This is a genomic window from Paenibacillus baekrokdamisoli, from assembly GCF_003945345.1.
GTDB lineage: Bacteria > Bacillota > Bacilli > Paenibacillales > Paenibacillaceae > Paenibacillus_Z > Paenibacillus_Z baekrokdamisoli.
Window position 1 is genome coordinate 3,748,732 of sequence record NZ_AP019308.1, and the last position, 13,864, is coordinate 3,762,595.

Annotated in this window: 16 protein-coding genes; 5 read left to right on the forward strand and 11 right to left on the reverse strand. The window is 42.5% G+C overall.

Translation table 11 applies throughout. The features are described 5' to 3' along the window. Positions 1 to 4 precede the first annotated feature (4 nt). Complete coding sequence (locus EKN16_RS16805) at positions 5 to 2,626, reverse strand: ABC transporter permease (protein ID WP_125659550.1); 2,622 nt, start codon at positions 2,624 to 2,626, stop codon at positions 5 to 7. A 233-nt stretch (positions 2,627 to 2,859) separates the two neighbouring features. Between EKN16_RS16805 and EKN16_RS32285 the strand changes: the two genes are divergently transcribed. Next, positions 2,860 to 3,015, forward strand: a complete 156-nt coding sequence (locus EKN16_RS32285) for a hypothetical protein (RefSeq protein WP_164522829.1) — start codon at positions 2,860 to 2,862, stop codon at positions 3,013 to 3,015. 886 nt (positions 3,016 to 3,901) lie between these two features. Here the strand turns inward: EKN16_RS32285 and EKN16_RS33760 are convergent. From EKN16_RS33760 to EKN16_RS16820, 3 genes are read right to left on the reverse strand one after another with little or no spacing between them, the layout of a single operon-like run. Then, positions 3,902 to 4,327, reverse strand: a complete 426-nt coding sequence (locus EKN16_RS33760) for a MauE/DoxX family redox-associated membrane protein (RefSeq protein ID WP_125659553.1) — start codon at positions 4,325 to 4,327, stop codon at positions 3,902 to 3,904. Next, positions 4,324 to 4,773, reverse strand: a complete 450-nt coding sequence (locus tag EKN16_RS16815; protein ID WP_125659558.1) for a hypothetical protein — start codon at positions 4,771 to 4,773, stop codon at positions 4,324 to 4,326. The genes EKN16_RS33760 and EKN16_RS16815 overlap by 4 nt, the downstream gene beginning before the upstream one ends. A gap of 31 nt (positions 4,774 to 4,804) precedes the next feature. After that, positions 4,805 to 6,616 (reverse strand): asparagine synthase-related protein, encoded by a 1,812-nt coding sequence (locus EKN16_RS16820; RefSeq protein WP_125659560.1) that lies wholly within the window; start codon positions 6,614 to 6,616, stop codon positions 4,805 to 4,807. Between the two features lie 163 nt (positions 6,617 to 6,779). On the opposite strand from EKN16_RS16820, the gene EKN16_RS16825 reads away from it, so the two are divergent. After that, positions 6,780 to 6,935, forward strand: a complete 156-nt coding sequence (locus tag EKN16_RS16825; protein ID WP_221226760.1) for a hypothetical protein — start codon at positions 6,780 to 6,782, stop codon at positions 6,933 to 6,935. A 156-nt stretch (positions 6,936 to 7,091) separates the two neighbouring features. Here EKN16_RS16825 and EKN16_RS16830 read toward each other — a convergent pair whose 3' ends face one another. The 4 genes from EKN16_RS16830 to EKN16_RS16845 form a co-directional block, all read right to left on the reverse strand. Further along, a complete protein-coding gene (locus EKN16_RS16830; RefSeq protein WP_125659566.1) occupies positions 7,092 to 7,514 on the reverse strand; it encodes a lasso peptide biosynthesis B2 protein in 423 nt (140 codons plus the stop codon). Then, positions 7,508 to 7,822, reverse strand: a complete 315-nt coding sequence (locus tag EKN16_RS16835) for a PqqD family protein (protein WP_164522830.1) — start codon at positions 7,820 to 7,822, stop codon at positions 7,508 to 7,510. The genes EKN16_RS16830 and EKN16_RS16835 overlap by 7 nt, the downstream gene beginning before the upstream one ends. A 484-nt stretch (positions 7,823 to 8,306) precedes the next feature. Continuing rightward, a complete protein-coding gene (locus EKN16_RS16840) occupies positions 8,307 to 8,633 on the reverse strand; it encodes a DUF6444 domain-containing protein (protein ID WP_125659572.1) in 327 nt (108 codons plus the stop codon). Between the two features lie 130 nt (positions 8,634 to 8,763). Beyond that, positions 8,764 to 9,075 (reverse strand): hypothetical protein, encoded by a 312-nt coding sequence (locus EKN16_RS16845; RefSeq protein ID WP_164522831.1) that lies wholly within the window; start codon positions 9,073 to 9,075, stop codon positions 8,764 to 8,766. A gap of 656 nt (positions 9,076 to 9,731) precedes the next feature. Here EKN16_RS16845 and EKN16_RS16850 point away from each other — a divergent pair. Beyond that, a complete protein-coding gene (locus EKN16_RS16850) occupies positions 9,732 to 9,932 on the forward strand; it encodes a hypothetical protein (protein WP_125659578.1) in 201 nt (66 codons plus the stop codon). Positions 9,933 to 9,975: 43 nt separating this feature from the next. Continuing rightward, positions 9,976 to 10,401, forward strand: coding sequence for a GNAT family N-acetyltransferase (locus EKN16_RS16855; RefSeq protein WP_125659581.1), 426 nt, complete (start codon positions 9,976 to 9,978; stop codon positions 10,399 to 10,401). 79 nt (positions 10,402 to 10,480) lie between these two features. Here the strand turns inward: EKN16_RS16855 and EKN16_RS16860 are convergent, their stop codons facing one another. Both EKN16_RS16860 and EKN16_RS16865 read right to left on the reverse strand, forming a co-directional pair. Continuing rightward, the gene (locus EKN16_RS16860) at positions 10,481 to 10,744 is read right to left on the reverse strand and encodes a hypothetical protein (RefSeq protein ID WP_125659584.1); all 264 of its coding nucleotides are present in this window, start codon (positions 10,742 to 10,744) and stop codon (positions 10,481 to 10,483) included. A gap of 127 nt (positions 10,745 to 10,871) precedes the next feature. Next, positions 10,872 to 11,720, reverse strand: coding sequence for a formylglycine-generating enzyme family protein (locus tag EKN16_RS16865; RefSeq protein WP_232016545.1), 849 nt, complete (start codon positions 11,718 to 11,720; stop codon positions 10,872 to 10,874). 288 nt (positions 11,721 to 12,008) lie between these two features. Between EKN16_RS16865 and EKN16_RS16870 the strand changes: the two genes are divergently transcribed. Beyond that, positions 12,009 to 13,211, forward strand: a complete 1,203-nt coding sequence (locus tag EKN16_RS16870) for an ROK family protein (RefSeq protein WP_125659590.1) — start codon at positions 12,009 to 12,011, stop codon at positions 13,209 to 13,211. Between the two features lie 99 nt (positions 13,212 to 13,310). Here EKN16_RS16870 and EKN16_RS16875 read toward each other — a convergent pair whose 3' ends face one another. Further along, a complete protein-coding gene (locus tag EKN16_RS16875) occupies positions 13,311 to 13,847 on the reverse strand; it encodes a chromate transporter (RefSeq protein ID WP_311547201.1) in 537 nt (178 codons plus the stop codon). Positions 13,848 to 13,864 lie beyond the last annotated feature (17 nt).

Genomic DNA, 13,864 nt, shown 5'->3' on the forward strand with positions numbered 1-13,864 from the left:
TCCACTACTCCACAGTTAGTTCCTCTGTAATAGACTTCTGACTGAGCTGTTTAGAATACAGTAACGAAATAAGTATCGATATAGCCCCGACAATGATAATAGGTAGTGCAATAGTGAGCCAACTTATCGTCCATCCATTTAATTCGTCATTCCCACTAAATAACCCGACAATAATCCAGCCGCTGGCTATAATACCTATAAGAATAGCTGTAATCGCATATAATAGACCTTGTACAATCATCACTAATCTTAACTTTGCCGTGGTCAATCGAATCGCTCGCAGTATGGCGTACTCCCTACGGTGTGCATGGAATGTTGCTCCAAGTGTGTTCATAACACCTACGATGCCTACTACTACAAATACTGCCATTACGGCCCATAAAATGGTGTACTGCTCTCTTGACTCCTCTGCCACGCGCAATAACTCCGAATCTAGATCCGTAACCTTAATCAATGGGTCATCTTCCAATAGTTTCTGCAATGCAATCCTTACAGTAGCAATATCTGCACCTTCACTAACTTGCACATATATAGTTTTGGGCAAAATCGCGCTAGATCTGACGTTATTTTCATTTCCAATCCATGAGACCTTTGGATTATTAATATCTACTAAACTTAACTTTTCCTGTGTAGTGAAGGATAACTCTGTCACTCCTCTTACTGGCAACTCATATTGTTCTAGCCTTTCACCTAGACTAGTTCTTTGCACAGACATTGTATCCCCTAATGCTATTCCCATATGTGAAGCATATTTAGATTGTATTACAATCCCCGATAATAACTCGTTTGTATCTAACTTCAATAATCCCATCTGCTTCATCAGCTTTAAATCCGTAGGTGCAACACCTAACCATTCATACTCATACGTATCATAATACGGTGAACCTTTAAAATACTCGGGATGATATCTGTTATGCTTCAACCATTTCGGATCAGCTCTTGTATAATCAAAATCTGCAAGAAGCACAGCATGGAATGTGCCCATCGGTAAAGCCTGACCGACTCCTTTTACTCGACGCACTTGGTCTAATACTTTAGAAGACATGACATCAAGTTTCTTCTCAATTACGATCTGTGTAATATGCTTACGCATTACTTGTTCCGTATTTGCATGGTTGAGATTGTCTATGAATGTTGGAATAGCAATTAAGGCTGTCACGATACTTGCTAATAGCATAACGATAAAAGAATTTTGCCTGCGTAATGCTACAAATTGCTTCATTGCATAATAAGCTTCCGCGATAGCGAAGTTACGAATGAACCAGCCACTAATGTAAGAGATGATAGGAATCATATATCCCGTGCTTAGAATACATCCCCCTGCTGCTAACAACCCACCCATAAGAGTAAATAGTAAACGTGTGCTGCTGCTAATTACATCAAACCAAGCTAAGCATAATATTACAAACCCAATGACTACCAGACTTCCTGCAACCCAAGCAACAGATCTATTTAATCTCTCCTGCTCGCTAGACCGAACAGCAACAAGTGGGGCAGCAGCAGCAGTAGTGACGGCAATCCTCATGACGGACAACGTCAATAGTAACCAACCGAGCACAGTAATCGCAACGACTGCTCGCCAATCAATCTCCACGTTAATCACTGCAATCCCCATCATCGAATCAATAAACTTCGTTGAAATATTGCAGAATAAAATACCTACACCAACACCCAATACAACGCCCATCAAATTCAACACGGCTGCTTCCATCATGACCATTTTATAAATTACTCGTTTACTGGCCCCAATCATCCGAAATGTCGATAATTCGCGAACACGTCCAAGTAACATAAGTTTGAAGCTACTAGATAAGAACAATATACTGACTAGCACTAGTATGCTCCCTAATCCGATAGCAATAAATCTTAACATTGTACGTTGCTTAATCACAACATTGTCCTGTGACCGCAGCGCTATATCTATATTCTCATCAATTTCTGATCGTATCGTTTCTTCAACAGTCTTATCGGATATGCCATCTGCTACATCAAGATATATGGCATTGGCAACCTCTCCTAATGAGTACTCTTGGCGAATGGCATCTATATTCATGATTACTGCAGAACCTGATGTATACTCAGGAATAATCTCTCCAACAACTTTTCTCAGAACAATGTCATTATTTATAGAGAATTCCTTAGTGTCCCCCTGCTTTACTCCCCAACGTCTAGCTACATCTTCAGTAATCACCATCTCGTCAGGCTGTAAAGTTGTGGTGAATCCAAAGTAGTTCCGTACTAATTCATTAGGCTCGACTCCAAAATAGTTAATACCATCCTTCTCTCTAACTGCATAATCATTTCTATTTGTTACAAGATCCGGGGATACGATTGCTACACCTGAATCAATAACACCATCAATGTTTCTTATTTTGGAAATCTCCTCTTTCGTCAGCAACTTCTTACTATCTTTATCATTAAAGGGACTATACCCCACCATCAGGTCAAAAATTCCGAATTCTTTATTTATAGTCTTTTGCACAGAACGATCCATAGAAACATACAACGTACTTACTACGATTATTAGACCGAAGCTAACAGCAATACCGATGCAAGTTAAGATAAGTCGCTGTTTCTTAGTAAATAGCATCCTCATTGCTATCCCAAATGTAGAGCGTTTCATCATTGCCCCCCTATAAATACAAGTAAAACGAATATAAAATGAACGATTGTTTTTGATGTATTTAATACCCCAGCCAATTCGAGAAATACCTTGAAACGATTACTCGAAGGGCGGGATGGCTATACGACTTTTTATCACGGACGCAACTATCAGTCCATCAGTACTCATTGGAAGTGTTACCAGGAAGGTGGCTTGTCGGATTTAAAATGGGTCAAGGAGGCCATGAAGATTAACAGATGAACAGGATCAGAAACTCGCTGACCTTAGATGTCAGTTTTGAAGCCAGACATACCTGGACACTTGCGATCATTGCTTCGTGGTTTCAAGCAGCTGCTCGGTCAACCTTAAAACAGAAAAAGACGTTGCCAAACTACTTAAGCGATTGGATTTAACAATGCCAAAGCAAACCAGAGGCTGAGATTACCGAGATCCAGAAGGCATCGTCATGGTCCTCAATCATCATGCATAGAAACTACAGATATTTTTCAAGAATCACCCGCGATTGTCGTTGGTTATTCAACCTAAATACAGCCGAAGTTAACTCTGTTGAAGGACAATCGAAATTATATCCAAATATATCTAAGAATTCAACGGAGCACATACTAACCTTTCCCGCTGTACCTATAATCACACGTAAATCAACTCGTAGGCCCATCAATTTGCCGAACTTTCCTAGGGCGTGTTTGCAAACCCTCAAACCAAATGGAAGTAGCCGTGCTTTGAAAGGCTACAAAAGTAAGAGATAGTTTATCGTACCGAGTCGGCATACGACTATTATTGTTAAACAACCACCAATTGGTTAGGTGTTTAACGGTGCCCTGTGGACGCCTGGGCAATCGCCTGAAATACGAAGTGACCGCCGACAACGTAAATGATTGCTTTACCATGCAATCCTCCATGTGTTCGGCCGATCGACTGGGATTATTGCCTCTTTTTCTCCGCTCTATGCGGATGGGCCAGACAATGAAGGCATCGAACAACATGCTTTCGGAATCGGTTCCGCGTCAAGCGCATCCGATCAACACGCCAGCCTGTCCTAATTGCGAAATCGGACGTATACCGATAGTCATAGCAGTCCTGGACGGATGACCCATAGAATGGTGTATAGTATCTGACAATTGTTCTTCGCCGGGCTTTCTCCCTATGTTTTCCTTTCTGGTAGTAAAAGCATCTCGTGGTTCTTTCCATATGAAAAGAAGGTTTAGAAAGCGGTTGATAGTTTGCAAACACGCCCCTGGCTCGACGCTACAAATCTATGATCATGCGTGTCCAAGCACTTTACCCTGCAACAACTATTATAACTACAGCTACCTGCACAAAACACAACACGAGGTTCCCCCATGCATGACGAGCTGTGATAACGCTCGGCGCATTCATCTTGAAGCAACCGCAACCATATGGAAAATTCCTCCTCATATTCATAAACATTAACATAAAAAAAACAATCTGTAAACAAGCTCCTAAAATGAAACCATACAGTCGTGTCCAGGGTAAAAAAATCCACACTGCTGTCAATAATTCAACGACAATCAGTAATGGTGCCAATTTTGTTGTTATAAATAGCGGCATGTGATATGTGCCTAATTGATACTCACTCATGATATAACTAAATGTATACGGCGTACGCAATTTCTGTATCGAACTCTTATAGTATAAAGCAGCTATAACTACGGACACCATCCAGATCGCAATACTTATAATCATAATGCAAAAACACCTAACTTATTAGTTATAAAATGTTGAATCGCAGTATTGTCCTGATCAATATGCATTTGATGAATGAACATCTGTTCATCATATTGATTATTCGTATTGACTGCTACGACACAAGGAAACTGTTCGATTTTTAACATTTGAGCAATCTCCATCCGCTCACTAAATATAATCTGTCCGTCAAATACTAACACCTCTAATCCCTGTTGTTCGATCATCTGCTTCAGAGGCTCAATCCACTTTGCACAATGAGGATAACCAACCACCTCTAGACAAAATACAAACCCAACAAATCCCGTTTGTAACTTTGTCTGAATAACATCTGCTGACGGCAAACCCACCACATATCGATGATGCTCCCTTACCTTATGAAGTAGAGCGATATATAACAGAACGGAACATACACCCGTTATTAACACTGAAATTGATATCGCCAACTACTCACCTCCTAGTACTATAATTAATATTTTAGTGCACTAGTTCTACTCCGATTTGCTCTTCCAGCTTATACAGCCATAACTCGAGTGCAAGCAAGACCCACATATCTTCTCTCTCTATCATTCCATGTCGAAATTTATATAACGCTTGTAACCATTCTTGATGGGATATTATGTTCAATATTCGGATCCTGCCCTTAGTTGCTACATTAAAAACTTCGTTCCATACTTGCTTTAGTCCCTCATGTGTAAGTGGCAGGTGTCCAGTCTTGTTTTTACGTTCAATAATTTGCTGAGGTAAGTACTTACCCATTGATTTGCGTAGCAATGGCTTAGTCATATTGCCTTGGAATCGCACTTCTCCTGGAACGCGAAATAAAAATTCAACAAGCTCACGATCAAGAAATGGGTGCTGCATCGTTACCCCGTACTTAGCAGCTAACACTCGGTCAGAAAACAAGCGAGCCATCGTACCTTTAAACTGTCGGTAGTACTCTTGTTGATTGTATGAAGGAATATGCTTAAGTTCTTCAATGAACTGGCCATGTTTACGCAGTTCTTTAGCCCAACCTCTGCCTATTAAAGGTCCTATACCGTAATGAGCTAGTAGCTTTGGAGTTGAAAGTCTGTATCTGCTCGCTAATTGTGATGCTTCTTTAACAGCAAGGGATATTTTTCCTGAATGCAACATATCTGCTAACGTTGGAAATGAACCTGTCAGCAGATGATCACTTCCATACCCCGTGAAGATTTGCTTAGCCCCAGCCGAAGAAGCGCAACGGATTAGAGAACTTGTAAAACTTGAAGTAGCTGCAGTTACAGCAGGTTCATATGTCCATATGTATTCACTCGGAAATTGATGAAAAGTTCCATAATCATCACAAACTTCAAAGACAGCATCATCTCGACTATTGTAATGGTCTAGTACAGCGTAAATATATTCACGCTCGTCGCACTCATGCCAGCGGTCGAAGACACCACTTACTGGTATTGTTTGTGCAGCTGGCATCTCCGTTTTTGCAATGCCGTACAATAACGTTGAATCAAGGCCACCGCTCATCAAGACCGCATGTTTTAACGAAGGTGTCATTCTTCGTTTCACAGCATTTACCACTAACTCACGAAAATGCGATTCATACTCACCAACATCACGATAACGCAATTCTTCACATTGATCATATAAATTCCAGTATTTATGTGGATGTACACTGCCATTAATTGCCTCTAGCCAAGATGCACTTGGTAAGCGATAAACATTGTTATACGGTGTATTTACTTTATCTACATGACCATTGCATAAATAAAAATCCATTAAATAGTCGGTATTAATCTGTTCAAGCGAGAAGACATCTTTCAGGAGACAGAGATCACTGGATATCCACAGTGTATTTTGCTTCTTTGTCCAAAATAACGTGCGCATCCCAATATGATCTCGTACAGCAATTGCCTTCCTTTCCCGTTCATCCCAAATGACAAAAGCAAACTCACCTACGAAATCGTAAACTATATTGATACCGTGTAACAGTATAAGTTCTAGGGCAAGCTCCAAATCATTGATGTAATCAGTCGTGCGGGTATGAGATTTAGTGAGTCGTGTCAACAGGACATCTCTATTATCTAAACGAATATCACCAATGATGGTCTGTTGATGATGCACGGTACACATATGCTGCGGAATATCGATCGCTAAAGCATCTATGACTAGCGCGCTAATTGCTGGCTCATAGTGAAGATGAGTATTTAACTGCCTATAAGGAGTGCCTATCGATTCCACGAGAGTCTGCTCATTTAAGGGGGGCATTGTAGTTCCGTCCAAATTTATAGCTACTATAAACCACTTCATCTAGATTCCCCTTCTATAATGCTCCCATAGGTTGAGATACTGGAAGCGTGATAAATAAGTTATAATAAAAGCTTAGAGAAATGGAACCAATAGTTCAAGACGAAGGAAGGGTTCCGTGCTCCGTTGCCTCAAACGGGCATTCAGCCGCTGCAAGCCGGAAATCATGAACAGCGACCAAGGCTCGCACTTTACGAACGCTACCTACTTGGAACTCCTAGATCAGGCAGTTGTGAAGGCAATCACGCATGGCAAAGGCTATGCGACAGACAACAGTCGGACCGAGCGATTCTTCAGCTCGCCCAAGTACGAATGTATCTAAATAAATAAATAAATAAATAAATTGGATGATCCTCGAGCCCTGCGCCATGGGATAGCTGGCTATGTCCAATAATAAAATAAAGAATGCCCGCATCAGCCACTCGGCGAAGCACTCACCATTCAGTTCTACGCTTACGAAATCTTGACACTGGAGGCATTACGATCCTTCTGTCGAAAGGATTATCTTAAATTGATCGGTATATTGTGTATCTTCATTCACGTTGTGTCCGTTAAGCATTAACCATGCATGTGCAGTGAATGGCATCTTGCGAACGCCGACAACTAACTCAACAGGTAGATGAAATTTCTTCCGTAAATATTGATAACCGAGAAAAGAACGATGCATACATTGCGCAGAACGCGGATACACAGTGCAAACATAGTCAATTGTTATCAACAGCCTATTAATCTCTTCTTCAACATGATTGGTTGCCATCAATTTCTGTACATCGGCTGAAGATGGAAGTGAATAACGCTGAACATGTCTTCTGAACAATCTTTCAAATCCGAACATTTGTAAGCCAAGATCAATTTTAAATAGTGAGGTATAGAGTTTGATAAATTCCCACTTACTCACCATAATCTTTTCACCTTAATGAGTTTGTTTCGTTTCAGTTCAGTAATAAAATTCCCCACGTCGATATGTAACTGTTCCTTAGAGACATTAGTATATTTGTAGTGTAACTGTATAACAATAGCATCTATACCAAGACCAGATTCAATCCCCCTCCAAATATCAGCACCAATCTCATCTATGCCATAGAATAGACCTCGTTGTGTATCTAACAATACTTTCTCTCCCTCTTGGTCAACAGTTCTAACATATGTATTAATCTTCACTGATATTGGCTCACCCCATTGAATATTATAAATTGAAATCGTTAACACATGCAGGAATATATTCTCCCGCATGTGTTAACGGACTAATTATCTTCTACAATTGAATCTTAGGAGCAATTGTAATTTTGAGCACACGTATGAGGAAGATCTTGAATTGAACAGATAGTTACATATTCACAATTAGTGCCCACACATTTTTTCGTGACATACTCATGATAATCTGTCTTATCCAGATAAACGTTCTCAGCACCCCAACCACAACTTCCCTGAATAAGGTCCTTTGACTTGCCGAACTTCACTAACTTTGGCGTTGCATAAATCTGATTAATCAAAAAATCTCCTCCCATTTCCACTTTTTGATTTTGTTGTAGTTTATAGGCCTATATTTCTACTACCTCCTAATATTAGCATTTTTTTTAGATGTGTTCAACTTATATTTTCCAAATTTGATATATTTATGTAAAAACACTTTCCGCAACGATTACTACTAATTAGGTGTATCCGAATCATAATTGGCCACTCAACGCAGAGGTTAGTGAGGAAATAGATTTTGCGTCGCTAAGAACCGAAGCGTATGACCGTCATGACCGTTAGGCGCTCCCTGCTTGCGGCCTGCTTGCCGCAGATTCGCTAGTTTACGCAGTCCAACACTGAATGGCGGCTTGCTGCTGTTGTTACTGTTATGTCGGAGCTGACGTTCCAGCTCATTGACACGTTTTTCTAATTGCTCAATCCGTATTGCTTGCTTCTCAACCAATACGGTCAGTTGCCGATTCTGAGCAAGTAGCGCACGGAAGTAACTAGCGATTTCCCGGTCGCTTTTGCAGATTATATTTACCTGTTCATGTGTTAGTTCCATCCCTCAGGCTCCCTTTGTTACTCTGGTTCAATTTACTTCGACAAGTAATATGGAAATCCTTGTAACAAAAGAAAGAATCTCTCTATTATTTAGAGAGACCCAAGTACTAACTCAACTTTCGCAGCTCAAATTACCGAACAAACCCTTGATGTACAAGGGTAAATCGGCCACGCATAAATTGCGGTATTCCTTTTCCACGAGAACAGCACCTCGCGCCGGAAGACGACGTGGTGCCCGCGATAATCCTCGAGACGAATCTTCTTGCGTCTATATCCTTCAGATCGAACGCAGGTGCGAAATTGCTCACGGCAGCCGTCTGATTGGCAGCGCTCATCTGATACACGACTACTGCTGCCAATATCGCAATGACCGCAGCCAAGAAAACGACGCCTAATCGCTTACGCGGGCGATCCGTCATGAGACTCTCTTTCCTGCCGGCCATACAAGTTTCGAAGCGATGCCGAGCGTCCTTCTTGAACGATTCTGCCTCCGCTTAGGAAAACGAGATGATCTGCGCAGGACTCGGCAACTCATTAAAATCAATATTTAGCTTCTTCATTACTACGCCCTTACGCAACGTTCTCCGATAGCTTAATATCGATAAATGCACTCTAGTTTGTTTATTCAAGACAACAATTTGACCAATTTCCTGTCACAATGTACATTTATCGTATTGCATTATGAATTAACCCATGGAGGAACAATGACTAAAATACGCCAACTAAACACACATGCGAACTTTGAAAGAATGCGAGTCTTCTCACGACCTATAGTAATTTTTCAGGATGGAGAACTACTGGAATCAGCAGCCATTATAAAAAACCATGATGATAATGTGGTCATTTCGACTACAAATGAACACTATATAAAAAATCTGCTTGTCAATCTATTACGGCACAAAAAGCTGACGAAATTGAGTCGAGGATTAACTGCCCATTATCGAAAGCCACTGCCTATGATTTGTCGAACGGATGAAAAGTTCCGCTTATCGGGATGCAAATGAATATATGTTCTTGTCCTCTTACAAAACGGTACACGAATTAGGGTTAACTATTTCATAATAGTTGGTAAGGGCAGCCGGCGAAGGAGAACTCAATAATGATTGTTGTGAACGCAACCTTGACACTCGTTGAGGTTCCAGCGGAAGTATCCGTTGTTACCTTTGGGGATGATATTCCAGATGGCCGGCCTGCGAGAAGGCTCTATCAGAAGTTTGGATTTTTGCCTCTGGAGGAATTGATTCCAAATGGTCCCGAAGAAGGAGGTTCGCGTCAAAAATTCATGTTGATGATTACTTAGAAAGATTATCGCACGGCTTATTAACTAAACATGGGAGGCTATCATGCCAGCTGAAATAACTTATGGAAGTAAAGAAGAAAGCGAATACGTTAGAAAACGGCTAATTGAATACAATTATGAGAATGTTCCCGATGAGTTGAAGAACATTTACGAGGAAATAAATCTGACTTTGAAGGACGACGAAGGTAATATAATCGGTGGGCTGCTAAGTGTCCTTTGTTGGAATTGGATAGAGGTTGATATTTTATGGATAGACAAGACGACTAGAGGAACAGGCCTTGGCACTCAACTTTTAAACCAAATTAAGGATATTGCAAAGCAGAAAAAATGCACCTTCATCAAACTCAATACTTTTAGCTTTCAAGCTCCCGATTTTTATATCAAAAATGGCTATAAAGAAGTTGCTGTTTTTGAAGATGCCCCATTAGGGAGTAAGCATTATTACTTTAAGAAGAAGGTTCTCACATAGCAGTGAGAACCTTCGGACAAATCAAAGCCATTTCAAGAAAGGTATCGTTATCGTTTACAGTGTTGTCTATACAGCCTAGTTAAATGTCTTTTGCAATATGAGGTTTACTATAGTGGCTGACTCCGCCAGAGCCAACGAGTACTCTTCCCCCTTTGTTGAAGATGAGCAATTTACTTGAACCGTTACTAAGCAGCACAGTCACTTTTGCCTGATTTGCGGTTGCGATATAAATGACATAACCGCTTCTAGATACAATCGTTCTCCAGTTTTTATCGAACTCAGATCTCACTACTCTATTCGAGTAGACCTGGTTTTCCAACCTCGATACTTGTGCTTTTTTCATGCTTCTCACCCATTTCCCTTCATTCGAATAAGTTCCCTATATATTATTCAAAAGACATGCTTTGGAATGGACAACTTACCGCGAATTTACGCGAATGAGAACATGGCTTCTCTATATAAGGACAATTTTAGTCCTGTACGACCCGAAATCCACTGTTCCCCGTCGAGCTGTCCGGCGTATTCGAGCTTCTTGCCGCTACACGGTAGCGGTTGCAATAGGAACGGTGGCATAGATAAGATCCGCCGCGCATCGATCGCTTGCCCGTTGCTTGCTCAAATCGCGGATTGCGGTTCGCAGTTTGAAGATGGTAGGCAGGGTTGAACCAATCCGCGCACCACTCCCATACGTTGCCTGACATATTGTAAAGACCGTATCCGTTGGGCTCGTAAGTATGAACAGGGGCTGTACCTGCATAGCCATCACTTGCATTGTTCTTAGTCGGGAATTTGCCCTGCCATATATTGCAGCGATGTTGCCCATCGGGCTTGAGCAAATCACCCCATGGGTATGTCTTCCGCTCGAGCCCGCCCCTTGCCGCAAACTCCCATTCTGCTTCGGTTGGCAGTCTCTGCCCCGCCCATCTGCAATAGGCGTCCGCATCATGCCACGAAACATGAACAACAGGATGGTCCATCCGCTCCTCTACATCGGAGTCAGGCCCCTCCGGCTGTGCCCAGTATGCTCCCTCGACAACTAGCCACCATGGAACCCCCTGTGGAACATCCTTCACCCGCTCCTTCGTCTGCTCGGAGACGAGCAAATGAAAAACAAAGGACCAGCCGAATTGCTCCGCTTCCGTGATATATCCGGTATCCTCCACAAAAACTTTAAATTGGGCGTTGGTAACGGCATGCGCAGAGATTTGGAACGAATCCACCTCCACCTTGCGAACCGGTCCCTCTCCATCCGCCACGAACCCTTCCCGCGAGTCCGATCCCATGTAGAACTCCCCGCCAGGGATTCGGATCATATTCATCTGAGATTTAAGAGTGCTGTTTGATGAATTCGCGGGTATGAAAGGCTGCTTGCTATCTCCTAGTGAAATCTGTTCTCTACCTGCTGCGCAGCATGAATGTTTATTGTCCAAGTCTGACTCTCCTCTCATGACATTCCAAACGGTACTGTGAAATGGTGATTATCAGCAATCTTATATCCATTTTGATTTTATGTACCTACATGTAAAGATGGTCTCTGAGTAAAAAGTAAGTTATAATAAGAATTAATTATTTCCAATGAGCTTACTCGGATAAGTGAGGGTTTTCATATGCTTAATCAACGGACATCCGTTTTACCTTCGCCTAAAAAAATGATTTATCATCGAATTGCCGAACAAGGAATCGTGTCTAAAGCGGAATTACTTGCGGACTTTTCTTTGACCAGCAGCACGCTTACTCGCCTGCTCGAAGAAATGGTTGACGAAAAGCTGCTGCTTGGCTCTGGCTTGGGTCCATCCAGTGGCGGCAGGAAGCCAATCCTATATGAAATCAATTCGGCATACGGTTATTTTTTCGGATTAGACATTTCCAGACGACATTCGTCGCTTGGTTTTTTTGATATGCGGATGAATCCGATGTCCTTCACGCGCTGGCGCATGGACGAAGCCATGACGCCATCTGAACTCGTCGAATATGTCTCCACCAACATGAGATCCATCCTTAACGATCACCGAATCGAATCCCATCAGGTCATTGGAGTCGGCATCGGTGCGGTGGGACCGCTCAATCGTGAGAAAGGGCTAATCCTGAAGCCATTATACTTCCCAGCTCCAGGATGGACGGATGTTCCGATCTGCCAGATGATTAAAGACAAAACAGGCATTCCGGCCCATCTAGAAAACGGCGCGAACACGGCTCTGATCGGCGAGCAGTGGTCGATGCGGCGCGAGAACCTGCAGCATATGCTCTATGTCCACGCTGGCGTTGGGCTTCGCTCCGCCATGATGTCTAATGGCCAAATCGTTCACGGTTCAATCGATATGGAAGGGGCCATCGGCCAAATGATCATCCAAACCGATGGCCCTAGATTGAATGACGGAGGCAACTATGGCGCACTTGAAGCCTTCGTATCCGTGCAGGCTCTGGAGAAACTGGCGCAATCCCATGTCAAGATGGGCCGAGGCAATTTGATGAACGCGCTTCCCATGCCGCCGGAGCAGATTCGCTACGATACACTTCTGCATGCTTTAATGCAAGGCAACACCTACATCATGGAATTATTCCTGCAATCCGCCGTCCACTTTGGCATCGGGCTTGCCAATTTATTAAATATGTTCCACCCAGAAGCGATCATCCTTGGCGGTGCTTTGATCAATTCGAATGAACGATTCTACCAAACTGCCATTGAAATTGCTCGAAAGAACACCTATTACTACCCCGATTACCAGCCGGTTTTTTCCAAAGGCGAATTAAGAGAAGACGCCGTCGCCACTGGAGCGGCCCTCATGGTGTGGAAAGGGATGACGATTTAGCACATACCTGCTAAGATGAATTCGGCGTAATGTTGTCGATCCCTTTGCCTCCTCAGAGTATTTCGCTTTTAAATCCCCTGTACCCTTCTATCATCCCTTCTAAAATAATATAATTCCGACCACCCCTCCAGCGAGAATAACCGCAAACGGATGGAGTTTATATTTAAGCATTGCAAACAGGCTGCCTGCGCAAATTGCTAATGCAGCGATTGTCGTCCATGTGAATCCTGTTTCATCACCGCCAAGAAAGCCGAAATGGATGGCTGCATATACGATAAGCCCCGTAATGATTGGCCGTAAGCCATAAAACGAGGATTTTAGCCATTTATTATTTTGAAGACGGAAGAAAAAAATCGCCAGCACCACCACCACAGTGAGCGATGGAAGTACCATGCCCAAGGTAGACATAACGGCCCCAGCGATTCCTGCCGACTTATATCCGATAAGTGTAGCGCTGTTAGTGGCAATCGATCCCGGAGCCATACCTGCAAGCGATATAGCCTCTTGAATTTGTACGTTTGTCAGCCATCCCTTAGCCATGATTTCATATTGGATCAAAGGTATGACTGCGTAACCTCCGCCGAAGGAAACAAACCCTATTTTCAAAAAAATAACGAATAATTCCCATAGCATCATTTATCCCTCCGTGCTGA

Excerpts from the sequence above, each read along its gene's own strand:
- EKN16_RS16805 (WP_125659550.1), bottom strand. The coding sequence starts at position 2,626 with ATGATGAAACGCTCTACATTTGGGATAGCAATGAGGATGCTATTTACT.
- EKN16_RS32285 (WP_164522829.1), top strand. The coding sequence starts at position 2,860 with ATGAACAGGATCAGAAACTCGCTGACCTTAGATGTCAGTTTTGAAGCC.
- EKN16_RS33760 (WP_125659553.1), bottom strand. The coding sequence starts at position 4,327 with ATGATTATAAGTATTGCGATCTGGATGGTGTCCGTAGTTATAGCTGCT.
- EKN16_RS16820 (WP_125659560.1), bottom strand. The coding sequence starts at position 6,616 with ATGAAGTGGTTTATAGTAGCTATAAATTTGGACGGAACTACAATGCCC.
- EKN16_RS16825 (WP_221226760.1), top strand. The coding sequence starts at position 6,780 with ATGAACAGCGACCAAGGCTCGCACTTTACGAACGCTACCTACTTGGAA.
- EKN16_RS16830 (WP_125659566.1), bottom strand. The coding sequence starts at position 7,514 with ATGGTGAGTAAGTGGGAATTTATCAAACTCTATACCTCACTATTTAAA.
- EKN16_RS16840 (WP_125659572.1), bottom strand. The coding sequence starts at position 8,633 with ATGGAACTAACACATGAACAGGTAAATATAATCTGCAAAAGCGACCGG.
- EKN16_RS16845 (WP_164522831.1), bottom strand. The coding sequence starts at position 9,075 with ATGGCCGGCAGGAAAGAGAGTCTCATGACGGATCGCCCGCGTAAGCGA.
- EKN16_RS16850 (WP_125659578.1), top strand. The coding sequence starts at position 9,732 with ATGATTGTTGTGAACGCAACCTTGACACTCGTTGAGGTTCCAGCGGAA.
- EKN16_RS16855 (WP_125659581.1), top strand. The coding sequence starts at position 9,976 with ATGCCAGCTGAAATAACTTATGGAAGTAAAGAAGAAAGCGAATACGTT.
- EKN16_RS16860 (WP_125659584.1), bottom strand. The coding sequence starts at position 10,744 with ATGAAAAAAGCACAAGTATCGAGGTTGGAAAACCAGGTCTACTCGAAT.
- EKN16_RS16865 (WP_232016545.1), bottom strand. The coding sequence starts at position 11,720 with ATGAATATGATCCGAATCCCTGGCGGGGAGTTCTACATGGGATCGGAC.
- EKN16_RS16870 (WP_125659590.1), top strand. The coding sequence starts at position 12,009 with ATGCTTAATCAACGGACATCCGTTTTACCTTCGCCTAAAAAAATGATT.
- EKN16_RS16875 (WP_311547201.1), bottom strand. The coding sequence starts at position 13,847 with ATGATGCTATGGGAATTATTCGTTATTTTTTTGAAAATAGGGTTTGTT.